General features: G+C 71.7%; 15 protein-coding genes. 1 reads left to right on the top strand and 14 read right to left on the bottom strand.

The features are described from left to right. Positions 1-23 precede the first annotated feature (23 nt). From gmk to pyrR, 10 genes are all read right to left on the bottom strand, one after another. Entirely contained in the window at positions 24-614 is a 591-nt protein-coding gene (gene gmk / locus ACOTKD_RS31925) for a guanylate kinase (RefSeq protein WP_078660007.1), read from the bottom strand. 38 nt (positions 615-652) lie between these two features. Continuing rightward, positions 653-976 (bottom strand): integration host factor, encoded by a 324-nt coding sequence (locus ACOTKD_RS31920; RefSeq protein WP_030365336.1) that lies wholly within the window; start codon positions 974-976, stop codon positions 653-655. 265 nt (positions 977-1,241) lie between these two features. Then, on the bottom strand, positions 1,242-2,120 hold the full coding sequence (pyrF, locus tag ACOTKD_RS31915; RefSeq protein WP_424892487.1) for an orotidine-5'-phosphate decarboxylase: 879 nt from the start codon (positions 2,118-2,120) through the stop codon (positions 1,242-1,244). A gap of 131 nt (positions 2,121-2,251) precedes the next feature. Then, entirely contained in the window at positions 2,252-3,355 is a 1,104-nt protein-coding gene (locus ACOTKD_RS31910; protein ID WP_424892486.1) for a quinone-dependent dihydroorotate dehydrogenase, read from the bottom strand. Between the two features lie 84 nt (positions 3,356-3,439). After that, positions 3,440-6,748: a carbamoyl-phosphate synthase large subunit gene (carB, locus tag ACOTKD_RS31905; RefSeq protein ID WP_424892485.1), complete on the bottom strand. Its 3,309-nt coding sequence runs from the start codon at positions 6,746-6,748 to the stop codon at positions 3,440-3,442. Beyond that, entirely contained in the window at positions 6,741-7,883 is a 1,143-nt protein-coding gene (carA, locus tag ACOTKD_RS31900; protein ID WP_424892484.1) for a glutamine-hydrolyzing carbamoyl-phosphate synthase small subunit, read from the bottom strand. Before carA ends, carB begins: the two co-directional genes overlap by 8 nt. Beyond that, entirely contained in the window at positions 7,880-8,461 is a 582-nt protein-coding gene (locus ACOTKD_RS31895) for a hypothetical protein (protein WP_424892483.1), read from the bottom strand. Before ACOTKD_RS31895 ends, carA begins: the two co-directional genes overlap by 4 nt. Next, positions 8,458-9,747 (bottom strand): dihydroorotase, encoded by a 1,290-nt coding sequence (locus ACOTKD_RS31890; RefSeq protein ID WP_424892482.1) that lies wholly within the window; start codon positions 9,745-9,747, stop codon positions 8,458-8,460. Before ACOTKD_RS31890 ends, ACOTKD_RS31895 begins: the two co-directional genes overlap by 4 nt. Beyond that, the gene (locus ACOTKD_RS31885) at positions 9,747-10,727 is read right to left on the bottom strand and encodes an aspartate carbamoyltransferase catalytic subunit (RefSeq protein ID WP_106675761.1); all 981 of its coding nucleotides are present in this window, start codon (positions 10,725-10,727) and stop codon (positions 9,747-9,749) included. Before ACOTKD_RS31885 ends, ACOTKD_RS31890 begins: the two co-directional genes overlap by 1 nt. 94 nt (positions 10,728-10,821) lie before the next feature. Further along, on the bottom strand, positions 10,822-11,391 hold the full coding sequence (pyrR, locus tag ACOTKD_RS31880) for a bifunctional pyr operon transcriptional regulator/uracil phosphoribosyltransferase PyrR (RefSeq protein ID WP_030365328.1): 570 nt from the start codon (positions 11,389-11,391) through the stop codon (positions 10,822-10,824). A gap of 234 nt (positions 11,392-11,625) precedes the next feature. Between pyrR and bldD the strand changes: the two genes are divergently transcribed. Continuing rightward, positions 11,626-12,126, top strand: a complete 501-nt coding sequence (gene bldD, locus ACOTKD_RS31875; protein WP_004948690.1) for a transcriptional regulator BldD — start codon at positions 11,626-11,628, stop codon at positions 12,124-12,126. 135 nt (positions 12,127-12,261) lie between these two features. On the opposite strand, the gene nusB is transcribed toward bldD, so the two are convergent. The 4 genes from nusB to ACOTKD_RS31855 form a co-directional block, all read right to left on the bottom strand. After that, the gene (nusB, locus tag ACOTKD_RS31870; protein ID WP_424892481.1) at positions 12,262-12,696 is read right to left on the bottom strand and encodes a transcription antitermination factor NusB; all 435 of its coding nucleotides are present in this window, start codon (positions 12,694-12,696) and stop codon (positions 12,262-12,264) included. Between the two features lie 2 nt (positions 12,697-12,698). Then, on the bottom strand, positions 12,699-13,265 hold the full coding sequence (efp, locus tag ACOTKD_RS31865) for an elongation factor P (protein ID WP_106675758.1): 567 nt from the start codon (positions 13,263-13,265) through the stop codon (positions 12,699-12,701). 50 nt (positions 13,266-13,315) lie between these two features. After that, positions 13,316-14,422 (bottom strand): aminopeptidase P family protein, encoded by a 1,107-nt coding sequence (locus ACOTKD_RS31860; RefSeq protein ID WP_424892480.1) that lies wholly within the window; start codon positions 14,420-14,422, stop codon positions 13,316-13,318. A gap of 82 nt (positions 14,423-14,504) precedes the next feature. Next, a complete protein-coding gene (locus tag ACOTKD_RS31855; protein ID WP_424892479.1) occupies positions 14,505-15,293 on the bottom strand; it encodes an AAA family ATPase in 789 nt (262 codons plus the stop codon). Between the last annotated feature and the right edge of the window lie 12 nt (positions 15,294-15,305).

The raw sequence follows: 15,305 nt of genomic DNA, 5'->3' as shown, positions 1-15,305 counted from the left end.
CGAAGGGGGGTGAAGAAAGATGGTCAACGGAGCAAGGCTAGCAGTTCACGCGCAACGTCCTCGACGGAGGTGTTGACCAGCGTGACGTCGAACTCCGACTCCGCGGCGAGCTCGACCTTGGCCGCGGCGAGGCGGCGCTCGATCACCTCGGGCGACTCGGTGCCCCGGCCGGTGAGCCGGCGGACCAGCTCGTCCCAGCTCGGGGGCGCCAGGAAGACCAGCTGGGCCTCCGGCATGGTCTCGCGGACCTGCCGGGCGCCCTGCAGGTCGATCTCCAGCAGCACGGGCTCGCCGGCCTCCAGGCGGTCGAGGACCGCCTGGCGCGGCGTGCCGTAGCGGTTGCCGGCGAACTCGGCCCACTCCAGCAGCTCACCGTTGGCGATGAGCTTGTCGAACTCCTCGTCGTCCACGAAGAAGTACTGGACACCGTCCTGCTCGCCGGGGCGCGGCTTGCGGGTGGTGGCCGAGACCGAGAGCCACACCTCGGGGTGCGCCTTGCGCATATGGGCGACGACCGTGCTCTTGCCGACCCCGGAGGGGCCGGAGAGCACGGTCAGCCGCGGTTGTCTGGCCGGGGGTACGGGGGACGTCCCCCGGGAGACTGCAGTACTCATGCAGCGATTATCCCGGTTCGCGGGAGTGCCTGGGAACGTCAGGCGGCCTTGCCGCCGAACTCACGCTCCAAGGATGCGATCTGGTTCGAGCCGAGCCCGCGCACACGACGGCTCTCGGAGATCCCGAGCCGCTCCATGATCTGCTTGGCGCGGACCTTGCCCACGCCCGGCAGGCTCTCCAGGAGTGCGCTGACCTTCATCTTGCCGATCACTTCGTTCGTCTGGCCCTGCGCGATGACATCGTGCAGCGAGGCTCCGGAGTGCTTGAGCCGATTCTTGACCTCGGCGCGCTCCCGGCGAGCCGCGGCGGCCTTTTCGAGCGCGGCAGCGCGCTGTTCAGGGGTAAGGGGCGGAAGAGCCACGCCTACGTCACCTCGGATATCGAACTGTCGGATAACGGACCGGTGAGGAACCTAGTCGGCCCACACCTGGGGAGCAACGAGCAACGCGCTTGCACGTTCGCTCTCGTCGGAGACTAGCGGCCGATTCCGCTCCAGTCAGCGAGAACAAGCGAAAAGTCCTGGTCAGACTCGCTCGACCAGGACTTTTCCGGACATATAGACCAACAATTTTGACGCTTCCGCGGCGGACGCCGGCACCGCCGGCCGTTCCGCGGGCCCCCGGCGGCTACCCGGCCGACGGATCCGCGGCGCTCACGGCCTCCCGCACCTCGGCGGCGAACCGCTCGGCGCTCGCCCGCAGCGCCGTGGCGTCCGGCCCGTGCCGGAGCACGCCGCGGCTGACGTTCGGCACCACGTCGCGCACGGCCGCGCCGAAGACCTTCGGCAGGTCGGCGGCGGTCGCGCCCTGGGCGCCGATGCCGGGCGCGAGCAGCGGGCCGTTGATGTCCAGATCCGCGCGCGCCGCGCCGAGGCTGGCGCCCAGGGTGGCGCCGACGACCGCGCCGAACGAGCCCATGGGCGCGGCGTCCGCGTTCTCGGCCCGCAGGTGGTTCAGCATGGTCGCGGCGACGCTCGCCCCGTCGGCGCGCACGGCGTGCTGCACCTCGGCGCCCTCCGGGTTCGAGGTGAGCGCGAGCACGAACACGCCGGTGCCGCTCTCGCGCGCCAGCTCCAGCGCCGGGCGCAGCGAGCCGTAGCCGAGGTACGGGCTCACGGTCACGGCGTCGGAGAAGAGCGGCGAGGAGGGGTCGAGGTAGGTGGCGGCGTACGCGGCCATGGTCGAGCCGATGTCGCCGCGCTTGGCGTCCATCAGGACCAGCGCGCCGGCCTCCCGGGAGTCGGCGACGGCCTGCTCCAGGACGGCGATGCCGCGCGAGCCGAAGCGCTCGAAGAAGGCGGACTGGGGCTTGAGGACGGCCACGCGGTCGGCGAGCGCCTCCACGACGGTGCGGGTGAAGCGCTCCAGGCCGTCGATGGTGTCGGGGAGGCCCCAGTCGGCGAGGAGGGAGGCGTGGGGGTCGATGCCGACGCAGAGCGGACCCCTGGTGTCCATGGCACGGCGCAGCCGGGCGCCGAAGGGCTCGGGGGTGGTGGTCTCGGTCATGGTTCCTCCGGTCATGGGTCGGGTGCGGGCCGGTGGTCGGTTGTGCCCACCCGTTCCGCCCTGCGGAACGCCTGCCCACAACCTGAGCGGGAAGCGGGTGGGCACCGCCGGCGCGTCGGGCCCACAACCAGTCAGCGGGCGGCGGCCCCCACCGCCTCCGCGAGGGTCTTGTACGGGCTGGCCGCGAGCCGCTCCGCCAGGCCCTTGTGGATCTTGCGGCACCAGAACGGGCCCTCGTAGATGAACGCGCTGTAGCCCTGGACCAGCGTGGCGCCCGCCAGGATCCGCTCCCAGGCGTCGTCGGCGGTCTCGATGCCGCCGACACCGACGAGGGTGATCCGGTCGCCCACGCGGGCGTACAGGCGGCTCAGGACCTCCAGCGAGCGGGCCTTGAGCGGGGCACCGGACAGGCCGCCGGCGCCGATGGCCTCGACGGTGCGCTTCGGGGTGCGCAGGCCGAGCCCCTCGCGGGCGATCGTCGTGTTGGTGGCGATGATGCCGTCCAAGCCGAGCTCGACGGCGAGGTCGGCGACGGCGTCGACGTCCTCGTCGGCGAGGTCGGGGGCGATCTTCACCAGCAGCGGGACGCGGCGCGAGGTGACCGTGCGGTCGGCGGCCTCGCGGACGGCGGCGAGCAGCGGGCGCAGCGCCTCGGTGGCCTGGAGGTTGCGCAGCCCGGGCGTGTTGGGCGAGGAGACGTTGACGACGAGGTAGTCGGCGTGGGCGGCGAGGCGCTCGGTGGAGGTGACGTAGTCGGCGACGGCCTCGTCCTCCGGCACGACCTTCGTCTTGCCGATGTTCACGCCCACGGTGGTCCGGAAGACCGCCTTGCGGGCCGCCAGGCGCTCCGCCACGGCCGCCGAGCCGTCGTTGTTGAAGCCCATGCGGTTGATCAGCGCGCGGTCCGCGACGAGGCGGAAGAGGCGCTTCTTGGGGTTGCCGGGCTGCGGCTGCGCGGTGACGGTGCCGATCTCGACGTGGTCGAAGCCGAGCATGCTCATGCCGTCGATGGCGGCGGCGTTCTTGTCGAAGCCGGCGGCGAGCCCGAAGGGGCCGTGCATGCGCAGGCCGAGGGCCTCGGTGCGCAGCGCCTTGTGGCGGGGCGCGAGGACGGCCGCGACGAAGGTGCGCAGGACCGGCACGCGGGCCGCGGCGCGGATCCAGGCGAAGGCGAGGTGGTGGGCCTTCTCGGGGTCCATCCGCTGGAAGATCAGTCGGAAGAAGAGGGAGTACATGGGGGCCGGGCCTTCCGCGGGCGAGGAGGGGGGTTCCAGGGAACCGCCCGCCCGCCCCGTGGCGGGGCGGGCGGGCGGCCCCGGTCAGGCGCGGGCGGCGGGCAGGTGCTCCGCGTGCTCCTGCAGGGAGCGCACCCCGACGTCGCCGCGGCTGAACGCCTCGATGCCCTGCACGGCGGCCGCGAGGGCCTGGACCGTGGTCAGGCACGGCACCGCGCGGGCGACCGCGGCCGTACGGATCTCGTAGCCGTCGAGCCGGCCGCCGGTGCCGTACGGGGTGTTGACGATGAGGTCGACCTGGCCGTCGTGGATGAGCTGGACGATGGTCTTCTCGCCGTTCGGGCCCTCGCCCTCGCTCTGCTTGCGCACGACGGTGGCGTTGATGCCGTTGCGCTTGAGGACCTCGGCGGTGCCGGAGGTGGCCAGCAGCTCGAAGCCGTGGGCGACCAGCTCGCGGGCCGGGAAGATCATCGAGCGCTTGTCGCGGTTGGCGACCGAGACGAACGCGCGGCCCTTGGTCGGCAGCGCGCCGTAGGCGCCGGCCTGCGACTTCGCGTAGGCCGTGCCGAAGACGCTGTCGATGCCCATGACCTCGCCGGTGGAGCGCATCTCCGGGCCGAGGACGGTGTCCACGCCGCGGCCGTGGATGTCGCGGAAGCGCGACCACGGCATCACGGCCTCCTTGACGGAGATCGGCGCGTCCATCGGGAGCGTGCCGCCGTCGCCCTCCTTGGGCAGCATGCCCTCGGCGCGCAGCTCGGCGATGGTCGCGCCCAGCGAGATGCGGGCGGCGGCCTTGGCGAGCGGCACGGCGGTCGCCTTCGAGGTGAAGGGGACCGTGCGGGAGGCGCGCGGGTTGGCCTCCAGGACGTAGAGGATGTCCCCGGCCATGGCGAACTGGATGTTGATCAGGCCGCGGACGCCGACGCCCTTGGCGATGGCCTCGGTGGAGGCGCGCAGCCGCTTGATGTCGAAGCCGCCGAGGGTGATCGGGGGCAGGGCGCAGGCGGAGTCGCCGGAGTGGATGCCGGCCTCCTCGATGTGCTCCATGACGCCGCCGAGGTAGAGCTCGTGGCCGTCGTAGAGCGCGTCGACGTCGATCTCGATGGCGTCGTCGAGGAAGCGGTCGATGAGGACCGGGTGCTCGGAGATCAGGCCGGCGTGGCGCTCCAGGTACTCGCCGAGGGAGGGCTCGTCGTAGACGATCTCCATGCCGCGGCCGCCGAGCACGTAGGACGGGCGGACCATGACCGGGTAGCCGATCTCGGCGGCGATGCCCTTGGCCTCCTCGAAGGAGAAGGCGGTGCCGTACTTGGGCGCGGGCAGGCCGGCCTCGGTGAGCACGCGGCCGAAGGCGCCGCGCTCCTCGGCGAGGTCGATGGCCTCGGGCGAGGTGCCGACGACCGGCACGCCGTTGTCCTTGAGCGCCTGGGCGAGGCCGAGCGGGGTCTGGCCGCCGAGCTGGACGACGACGCCCGCGACGGGGCCGGCCTCCTGCTCGGCGTGGACGATCTCCAGGACGTCCTCCAGGGTGAGCGGCTCGAAGTAGAGCCGGTCGGAGGTGTCGTAGTCGGTGGAGACGGTCTCGGGGTTGCAGTTGACCATCACGGTCTCGTAGCCGGCCTCGCTGAGCGCGAAGGAGGCGTGGACGCAGGAGTAGTCGAACTCGATGCCCTGGCCGATGCGGTTCGGGCCCGAGCCCAGGATGATCACCGCGGGCTTCTCGCGGCGCGCGACCTCGGTCTCCTCGTCGTAGGAGGAGTAGAAGTACGGGGTCTTCGCGGCGAACTCGGCGGCGCAGGTGTCGACCGTCTTGTAGACCGGGCGGACGCCGAGGGCGTGCCGGACCTCGCGGACGACGGCCTCGGGCAGGCTGCGGATGGCGCCGATCTGGGCGTCGGAGAAGCCGTGCCGCTTGGCCTCGGCCAGCAGCTCGGGCTCCAGCCGGACGGCGGCGGCCAGGTCGTCGGCGACCTCCTTGAGCAGGAAGAGCTGGTCGACGAACCACGGGTCGATCTTCGTGGCGTCGAAGACCTCCTCCGGCGTCGCCCCGGCGCGGATCGCGGCCATGACCGTGTTGATGCGGCCGTCCGTGGGGACGACGGCCTTCGCCAGCAGCTCCGCCTTGTCGCCGGGCGCGGAGACGAAGTCGAACTGCGAGCCCTTCTTCTCCAGCGAGCGCAGGGCCTTCTGCAGCGCCTCGGTGAAGTTGCGGCCGATGGCCATGGCCTCGCCCACCGACTTCATGGTGGTGGTGAGGGTGGCGTCGGCGGCCGGGAACTTCTCGAAGGCGAAGCGGGGCGCCTTGACCACGACGTAGTCGAGCGTGGGCTCGAAGGACGCCGGGGTCTTCTCGGTGATGTCGTTGGGGATCTCGTCCAGCGTGTAGCCCACGGCGAGGCGAGCCGCGATCTTGGCGATCGGGAAGCCGGTGGCCTTGGAGGCGAGCGCGGAGGAGCGGGAGACGCGCGGGTTCATCTCGATGACGATGACCCGGCCGTCCTCGGGGTTGACCGCGAACTGGATGTTGCAGCCGCCGGTGTCGACGCCGACCTCGCGGATGATCGCGATGCCGACGTCGCGAAGGATCTGGTACTCGCGGTCGGTGAGCGTCATCGCCGGGGCGACGGTGATCGAGTCACCGGTGTGCACGCCCATGGGGTCGAAGTTCTCGATGGAGCAGACGACCACGACGTTGTCGTGCTTGTCGCGCATCAGCTCCAGCTCGTACTCCTTCCAGCCGAGGATGGACTCCTCCAGGAGCACCTCGGTGGTCGGGGAGAGCGTGAGGCCCTGGCCGGCGATGCGGCGCAGCTCCTCCTCGTCGTGCGCGAAGCCGGAGCCGGCGCCGCCCATGGTGAAGGAGGGGCGGACGACGACGGGGTAGCCGCCGAGCGTCTCGACGCCCGCGAGGACCTCGTCCATGGTGTGGCAGATGACCGAGCGGGCGGACTCGCCGTGGCCGGTCTTGGCGCGGACGGCCTCGACGACGCCCTTGAACAGGTCGCGGTCCTCGCCCTTGTGGATGGCCTCGACGTTGGCGCCGATGAGCTCCACGCCGTACTTCTCCAGCACGCCGTTCTCGTGCATGGAGATGGCGGTGTTGAGCGCGGTCTGGCCGCCGAGGGTGGGCAGGAGGGCGTCGGGGCGCTCCTTGGCGATGATCTTCTCGACGAACTCGGGGGTGATCGGCTCGACGTACGTGGCGTCGGCGATCTCCGGGTCGGTCATGATCGTGGCCGGGTTGGAGTTGACGAGGATGACCCGCAGGCCCTCGGACTTCAGCACGCGGCAGGCCTGGGTGCCGGAGTAGTCGAACTCCGCGGCCTGGCCGATGACGATCGGGCCGGAGCCGATGACCAGAACGGACTGGATGTCGGTGCGCTTAGGCACGCTGGCCCTCCATCAGGGAGACGAAGCGGTCGAACAGGTACGCGGCGTCGTGCGGGCCTGCGGCTGCCTCGGGGTGGTACTGGACGCTGAATGCCGGCTGGTCGAGCAACTGGAGGCCTTCCACCACGTCGTCGTTCAGACACACGTGGGAGACCTCGACCCGGCCGTACGGCGTGTCGGTCGCCCGGTCGAGCGGGGCGTCGACGGCGAAGCCGTGGTTGTGCGCGGTGACCTCGACCTTGCCGGTCGTGCGGTCCTGCACGGGCTGGTTGATGCCGCGGTGGCCGTACTTCAGCTTGTACGTGCCGAAGCCGAGCGCGCGGCCGAGGATCTGGTTGCCGAAGCAGATGCCGAACAGCGGCGTCTTGCGGGAGAGGACCTCGCGCATGACGGCGACGGGGTGGTCGGCGGTGGACGGGTCGCCCGGACCGTTCGAGAAGAACACGCCGTCGGGGTTCACGGCGTAGACGTCCTCGGCGGTGGCCGTGGCCGGCAGGACGTGCACCTCGATGCCGCGCTCGGCCATCCGGTGCGGGGTCATGCCCTTGATGCCCAGGTCGATCGCGGCGACGGTGAACTTCTTCTCGCCGATCGCGGGGACGACGTAGGTCTCCTTGGTGGCGACCTCGGCGGAGAGGTCGGCGCCCTTCATCTCGGGGGCCTGGCGCACCTCGGCGAGCATGGTGCCCTCGTCGGGCAGGGAGTGCCCGGAGAAGATGCCGACGCGCATGGCGCCGCGTTCGCGCAGGTGGCGGGTGAGGGCGCGGGTGTCGATGCCGCAGATGCCGACGACGCCCTGCTTGGCCAGCTCCTCGTCCAGGGACCGGCGCGAGCGCCAGTTGGACGGGACACGGGCGGGGTCGCGCACCACGTAGCCGGCGACCCAGATGCGCGCCGACTCGGAGTCCTCGTCGTTGACGCCGGTGTTGCCCACGTGGGGGGCGGTCATCACGACGACCTGGCGGTGGTACGACGGGTCGGTCAGGGTCTCCTGGTAGCCGGTCATGCCGGTGGAGAACACGGCCTCGCCGAAGGTCTCCCCCACGGCCCCGTAGGCCCGGCCGCGGAAGATCCGGCCGTCCTCCAGGACGAGTACGGCGGGGATCTTGGCAGTCCCCCTGGTGGAGGTCGTCATCGTGCGCCTTCCGTGTCGCTGTTCAGGTGGTGCGGGTGGGTGAGGGCCTCGACCCAGGCGGAGTGCTCGGCCGCCTGGTCGGAGCGGAAACCGGAATCGATCTCGCGGTCCCCGTGCACCCAGGTGATCACCAGCAGGCCGCCCTCGGTGAGGACCTTGCCGGCGATTCCTTTGTCGAGCCGGGCGCCGCGCACCCGGTCCGCGGGGATGAAGAAGTCCTGGGCGCCCGGGCGCACGACGGTGACGCCCTGCTCCGTCAGGGTGAGCTCGGCGCGGCTGCGGGTGCCGAGGCCGTGCGCGACGATGCGGTCGAGCCACTGGCCGGCCGTGGTGGAGCCGTGGTAGCGGCCCTTCATCGTCAGGGTGGGGTCACCCTGCCCGGTGGGCGCTTCGGGGAGCTGCGGCAGGTCGCCCTGGAGCGTGCCGCGCCACTTCCAGCCCTCGCGCATCAGCCAGTAGAGCAGCGCGACGAAGAGCAGCAGCCCCACGACCCAGCCGACGCGCGCGGCCCAGTCGGTGACGGCGGCAGACTTCTGCTCGCCCGCCAGGATGATCAGTGCAGATGGTGCAGATGTCACGCCAGATTCCCGTCCACGACCGTTGCCCGGCCCCGCAGGAAGGTGTGGGTGACGCGACCCGGCAGCTCGCGGCCCTCGTAGGGGGTGTTGCGGCTGCGGGAGGCGAAGCCCGCGGGGTCCACGACACCACGGTAAGCGGAATCGACCAGGGTGAGGTTGGCGGGCTCACCGGCGGCGATGGGGCGGCCGTGGCCGTCGAGGCTGCCGATGCGGGCGGGCTTCACGGACATGCGCTCGGCGACGCCGGCCCAGTCCAGCAGCCCGGTCTCGACCATCGTCTGCTGGACGACGGACAGCGCGGTCTCCAGGCCCACCATGCCCATGGCGGCCGCGGCCCACTCGCAGTCCTTGTCCTCGTGCGGGTGCGGGGCGTGGTCGGTGGCGACGATGTCGATCGTGCCGTCGGCCAGGGCCTCGCGCAGGGCCATCACGTCGCGCTCGGTGCGCAGCGGCGGGTTCACCTTGTAGACCGGGTTGTACGACCGGACGAGCTCGTCGGTGAGGAGCAGGTGGTGCGGGGTGACCTCGGCGGTGACGTCGATGCCGCGGGACTTGGCCCAGCGGACGATCTCGACGGAGCCGGCCGTGGACAGGTGGCAGATGTGCACCCGGGAGCCGACGTGCTCGGCGAGCAGGACGTCGCGGGCGATGACCGACTCCTCGGCGACGGCGGGCCAGCCGCCCAGGCCGAGCTCGGCGGAGACGATGCCCTCGTTCATCTGGGCGCCCTCGGTGAGCCGGGGCTCCTGGGCGTGCTGGGCGACGACGCCGCCGAAGGCCTTCACGTACTCCAGCGCGCGGCGCATGATCACGGCGTCGTCGACGCACTTGCCGTCGTCGGAGAAGACGGTGACGCCGGCGGCGGAGTCGTGCATGGCGCCGAGCTCGGAGAGCTGCTTGCCCTCCAGGCCGACGGTGACGGCGCCGATCGGCTGCACGTCGCAGTAGCCGGACTCCTTGCCCAGGCGCCAGACCTGCTCGACGACGCCGGCGGTGTCGGCGACGGGGAAGGTGTTGGCCATGGCGAAGACGGCCGTGTAGCCGCCGCTGGCGGCGGCGCGGGTGCCGGTCAGGACGGTCTCGGAGTCCTCGCGGCCGGGCTCGCGCAGGTGGGTGTGGAGGTCGACCAGGCCGGGCAGCAGGATCTTGCCGTCGGCCTCGATGACCTGGGCGCCCTCGGGGGCGGTCAGGCCCGTGCCCACCTCGGCGATGGTCTCGCCGTCGATCAGCACGTCCTGCGGCTCGCCGCCGAGGACCTTCGCACCACGGATCAGGATCTTGGACATCAGTTGTTCTCCTCGGTGCGGGCGGTGGTGACGGCGGGCTCGGAACCGCCGAGCAGCAGGTAGAGGACGGCCATGCGCGTGCTGACGCCGTTGGCGACCTGCTCGACGGCCGTGCAGCGGTCGGAGTCGGCGACCTCGGCGGTGATCTCCATGCCGCGGTTCATCGGGCCGGGGTGCATCACGACGGCGTGCTCGGGCATCTTCGCCATGCGGTCCCCGTCCAGGCCGTAGCGGCGGGAGTACTCGCGCTCGGTCGGGAAGAACGCGGCGTTCATGCGCTCGCGCTGCACGCGCAGCATCATCACGGCGTCGGACTTCGGCAGGACGGCGTCGAGGTCGTAGGAGACCTCGCAGGGCCAGTTCTCGACGCCGACGGGCACCAGCGTGGGCGGGGCGACGAGGGTGACCTCGGCGCCGAGGGTGGTCAGCAGGTGGACGTTGGAGCGGGCCACGCGGCTGTGCAGCACGTCGCCGACGATCGTGATGCGGCGCCCGGAGAGGTCCTGGCCGATCCCGGCGTCCCGGCCGACCAGGCGGCGGCGCATGGTGAAGGCGTCCAGCAGGGCCTGGGTGGGGTGCTCGTGGGTGCCGTCGCCGGCGTTGACGACGGCCCCGTCGATCCAGCCGGAGTTCGCCAGCCGGTAGGGGGCGCCGGAGGCGTGGTGGCGGATGACGACGGCGTCCGCGCCCATGGCCTCCAGGGTCAGGGCGGTGTCCTTCAGCGACTCGCCCTTGGAGACCGAGGAGCCCTTGGCGGAGAAGTTGATGACGTCGGCGGACAGGCGCTTCGCCGCGGCTTCGAAGGAGATGCGGGTACGGGTCGAGTCCTCGAAGAAGAGGTTGACGACGGTGCGGCCGCGCAGGGTGGGCAGTTTCTTGATCGGCCGGTCGGCGACCCGGGCCATCTCCTCGGCGGTGTCGAGGATCAGGACGGCGTCGTCGCGGGTGAGGTCGGCGGCCGAGATGAGGTGGCGCTTCATCCGGTTCTCCGTGGGTGAGGAGGTGTGCGAGGCGGGGGCCGGGCATGCGGCGGCACGGTCCCGGAGGCTCACCGGGTCCGCGGGGAGGAGGGTGCTACTGCCCGTCGGCCGGGGCGGTCGTGCCCGCGCCGAGGAGCACGCTGTCGCGGCCGTCCTCCTCGGTGAGGTGGACCTTGACCGTCTCCCGCAGCGACGTCGGGAGGTTCTTGCCGACGTAGTCGGCGCGGATGGGAAGTTCGCGGTGGCCGCGGTCGACGAGGACCGCGAGCTGGACGGCGCGGGGGCGGCCGAGGTCGTTCATCGCGTCGAGCGCGGCGCGGATGGTGCGGCCGGAGAAGAGCACGTCGTCGACGAGGATGACGAGCCTGCCGTCGATGCCCTCGCCGGGGATCTCCGTGCGGGCGAGCGCACGGGCCGGGCGGAGCCGCAGGTCGTCGCGGTACATGGTGATGTCGAGGGAGCCGACCGGGGTCTTGCCTCCGGTGATCTCCTCGAGCTTGGCGGCCAGCCGGCGGGCGAGGAAGACGCCGCGGGTGGGGATGCCGAGGAGCACGACGTCGTCGGCGCCCTTGGCGCGCTCGACGATCTCGTGGGCGATGCGGGTGAGGACCCGGGCGATGTCCGGTGCTTCGAGCACGGGACGCGCGCTGGGAAATGCGTCCATACGAAACGGACCTCCTTCTCCGCCTCACGGGACGGACATTAAAGGACGTCGGATTTACTCCCTCACCGTACCAGGCCCGGTGCGCGGCGCTCACCGCCCCCCTCCTGGCGGACGGTATGGACCATTCGGCTTGACGAAGTCAGATTACGCTGCGTAACCTCACAGTGAGTTACCAGACACGCGGCAGTCTTCAGAAGACGCCGTCGCACGTCGATACAGCGTCCGGGGAGCTTTATGTCCAGCGAATACGCCAAACAGCTCGGGGCCAAGCTCCGCGCCATCCGCACCCAGCAGGGCCTCTCCCTTCACGGCGTGGAGGAGAAGTCCCAGGGCCGCTGGAAGGCCGTCGTAGTGGGTTCGTACGAGCGCGGCGACCGTGCCGTGACCGTGCAGCGCCTGGCCGAGCTGGCCGACTTCTACGGGGTTCCCGTGCAGGAGCTGCTGCCCGGCACCACGCCGGGCGGCGCCGCCGAGCCGCCGCCGAAGCTGGTTCTGGACCTTGAGCGCCTGGCCCACGTGCCGGCCGAGAAGGCCGGCCCGCTCCAGCGTTACGCGGCCACCATCCAGAGCCAGCGCGGCGACTACAACGGCAAGGTCCTCTCGATCCGCCAGGACGACCTGCGGACCCTTGCCGTCATCTACGACCAGTCGCCCTCGGTGCTCACCGAGCAGCTGATCAGCTGGGGCGTGCTCGACGCGGATGCGCGCCGCGCGGTCCAGCACGAGGACGCCTGACGGCCGGCCCTCTTTCCTCACCACGACAACCGCCCGGGGGCGGGGAGACCTTGCGGTCTCCCCGCCCCCGGGCGGTTTGGTCTGTGTGCGGTCACAGCCGCGCGTGCCCGGGCCGGGCAGTCGCGAGCGGGCTCGCTACTGCTCGTCCCGGCGCAGGCTCGGCTTGAGCTCCTTGAAGCGGCCGAGCAGACCGTTGACGAAGGCCGGCGAGTCGTCCGTGGAGAACTCCTTGGCGAGCTGCACCGCCTCGTCGATCGCCACCGCGTCCGGAGTGCCGTCCTCCCAGATCAGCTCGTAGGCACCGAGCCGCACGATGTTCCGGTCCACGACCGGCATCCGGTCCAGATCCCAGTCGACCGCGTAGGTGGAGATCAGCTCGTCGATCCGGGCCACGTGCTCGGCGTACCCCTCGACCAGCTGCATCGTGTATTCGTTCACCGGCGGCTGGCGGTCGTCGGACCGGGAGTGCCGGATCCAGTCCGCGAGCACGTTCTGCACGGTGACGCCGCGCTGGTCGGCCTCGAAGAGGATCTGGAAAGCGCGCTTACGGGCCTTGCTGCGGGCAGCCACGGTTAGCTGTTCACCCGGCCGAGGTAATCGCCGGTGCGCGTGTCGACCTTGATCTTCTCGCCGGTGGTGACGAAGAGCGGGACCTGGATCTCGTAGCCCGTCTCCAGCTTGGCGGGCTTGGTGCCACCGGTGGAGCGGTCGCCCTGGACGCCCGGGTCGGTGTGCTCGATGACCAGCTCGACGGCGGCCGGCAGCTCGACGTAGAGCACCTCGCCCTCGTGCGTGGCGACGGTGGCCTCGAAGCCCTCGATCAGGAAGTTCGCGGCGTCGCCGACGGCCTTCCGGTCGATCATGAGCTGGTCGTAGTCCTTCATGTCCATGAAGACGAAGTAGTCGCCGTCCATGTAGGAGAACTGCATGTCGCGGCGGTCGACGGTGGCCGTCTCGACCTTCACGCCGGCGTTGAAGGTCTTGTCGACGACCTTGCCGGAGAGCACGTTCTTCAGCTTCGTACGGACGAAGGCGGGGCCCTTGCCGGGCTTGACGTGCTGGAACTCGACGACGGACCAGAGCTGGCCGCCTTCGAGCTTGAGCACCATGCCGTTCTTGAGGTCGTTCGTGGATGCCACGGTTGCGGTATCTCCTGGACTGGTGGAACCAGAAAGTGCGGTGCGCCCCGCTAGAGCGCGAGCAGCTCTTTGGTCGTGATGGTGAGTAGCTCGGGTCCGCCGTCCGCCTCGGGGCGGACGACGAGCGTGTCATCGATCCGGACTCCGCCGCGGCCCGGGAGGTGTACCCCCGGATCTACGGTGACCGGCACGCAAGCGTCCAGTTTACCCATTGCCGAAGGTGTCAGCCGAGGGTCCTCGTCGTTTTCGAGCCCCACGCCGTGTCCGATCCGCGGCCCGACCCGCTCGCCGTGCCCGGCGGCCTCCAGCACCACGCGCGCGGCACGGTCCACGTCCCGGTACGGGGTGCCCGGCGCGAGCGCCTCCCGGCCGGCCCGCTGGGCGGCGAACACCTGGTCGTAGAGCTCGATCTGCCAGTCCGCCGGGCTGGTGCCGATCACGAACGTCCGGCCGATCTCGCTGCGGTAGCCGCGGTAGTCGGCGCCCACGCACACGCTGAGGAAGTCGCCCTCCTCCACCCGGCGGTCGCCCGGCAGGTGCCCGGCCAGCCCCGAGTTCGGGCCCGTGCCGACCGAGGTGGGGAACGCCGGGCCCGTGGCGCCGTGGTCGACCAGCCGGCGCTCCAGCTCCAGCGCCAGGTGCCGCTCGGTGCGCCCGACCAGGATCGACTCCAGGAGCTCCCCCAGGGCCTGGTCGGCGATCTCCGCGGCGATGCGCAGGGAGGAGATCTCCTCGTCGTCCTTGACGAGCCGCTGCTGCTCCACGGCGGGGCCGAGGTCGGTCAGGCGCAGCCGGGGCGCGACGGACCGCAGGGCGCGGTGCCGGGAGACCGTGAGGTGGTGCTCCTCGACGGCGAGCGAGCCGGCTCCGGCGGCCGCGGCGCGCTCGGCACCGGCGACGGCGGGGTCGCCGTCCGCCTCGGCCAGCAGGAGGACCTGCAGGTCCTCAGCGGCCCGGGGGCCGCCGGCCTCGCCGCAGGGGTCGCAGGGGCACAGCAGGACGTCCTGGCCGGGGCACACGAGCAGCGCCGCCCCGGCCGGGGCGGTGCCGGCCAGGTAGCGGACGTTGGCGTTCCCGGAGACCAGGGCGGCCTCGCTCCCGGCCGCGTGGCAGCGCTCGCGCAGCCGGTCGCGGCGCGCCGCGTACACCTCGGACATGTCTTTGAGCCTACGGCCGGGTGCCGCGGGCGGCCGTCCGGGCGCGTCCGACCGGGCACCGGCTCCGGGCGCCCCGGGCCTCTCACCAGCTGGGCGGGCTGGCCAGCGAGCGGGCGACGACCTCGTCGAGGAGGCGGGCGGTGGTGGTGACGTCCTGCTGGGAGTTGTCGATGATCGGCAGGCCGGAGCCGTACCAGCCGGCCATCCGGCCGTGGATCCGGGCCACCTCCTCGTCGCCGAGGCGGCGGTTGCCCGTGCGCTCGGCGTTGCGCTCCAGGACGACCTCCAGTCCGGGCAGCAGGACGACGGGGAGCAGGCCGGGGCCCACGTGGCGCTTCCAGCCGCCGAGGCCGACGACGGGCCGGTCGGGGAAGACGGCGTCGTCGAGGATGCAGGAGATGCCGTTGGCGAGGAAGTTGCGGGCGGCGAAGCCGCAGGTGCGGCGGGCGAGGCGGTACTGGGCCTCGGAGTGGTCGTTCCAGCCGGACTGGGGGTCGGCGAAGCCCGAGCGCACCCACTCGCGGACGTCGTCCAGGCTGATGTGGGCGGTGGGCACGCGGCGGGTGTCCGCCCAGTGCCGGGCCACGGTCGTCTTCCCCGCGCCGGCCGGGCCGATGAGGATCACCGCGACGGCGGCGTGGGCGGGGTCGGCCGGCGGCATGCCGGGCACCGCTCCCGGCGCGGGCGCGCCCTGCGGGACCATGAGGTGGCCGGTCGGGTCGGCCGGCGGCGGTGGCGCACCCGGCATCGGGGGGTGGGCCGGCGGCAGCGGCGGTCCGACGGGGTACTGCATGCGGTGGCACTCCGTCTCGTGAGGGCGCGGGGCGGCGGGGGGCGCCCCGGGGGGGGGGGAAATTGGGACCCAAACCAAAACACACCCCCC

The sequence above is a fragment of the Streptomyces sp. XH2 genome (assembly GCF_049725035.1).
Lineage (GTDB): Bacteria > Actinomycetota > Actinomycetes > Streptomycetales > Streptomycetaceae > Streptomyces > Streptomyces roseoverticillatus.
The sequence above is the reverse complement of the archived record's forward strand: the minus strand, read 5'-3'. Positions and strand labels throughout refer to the sequence as shown.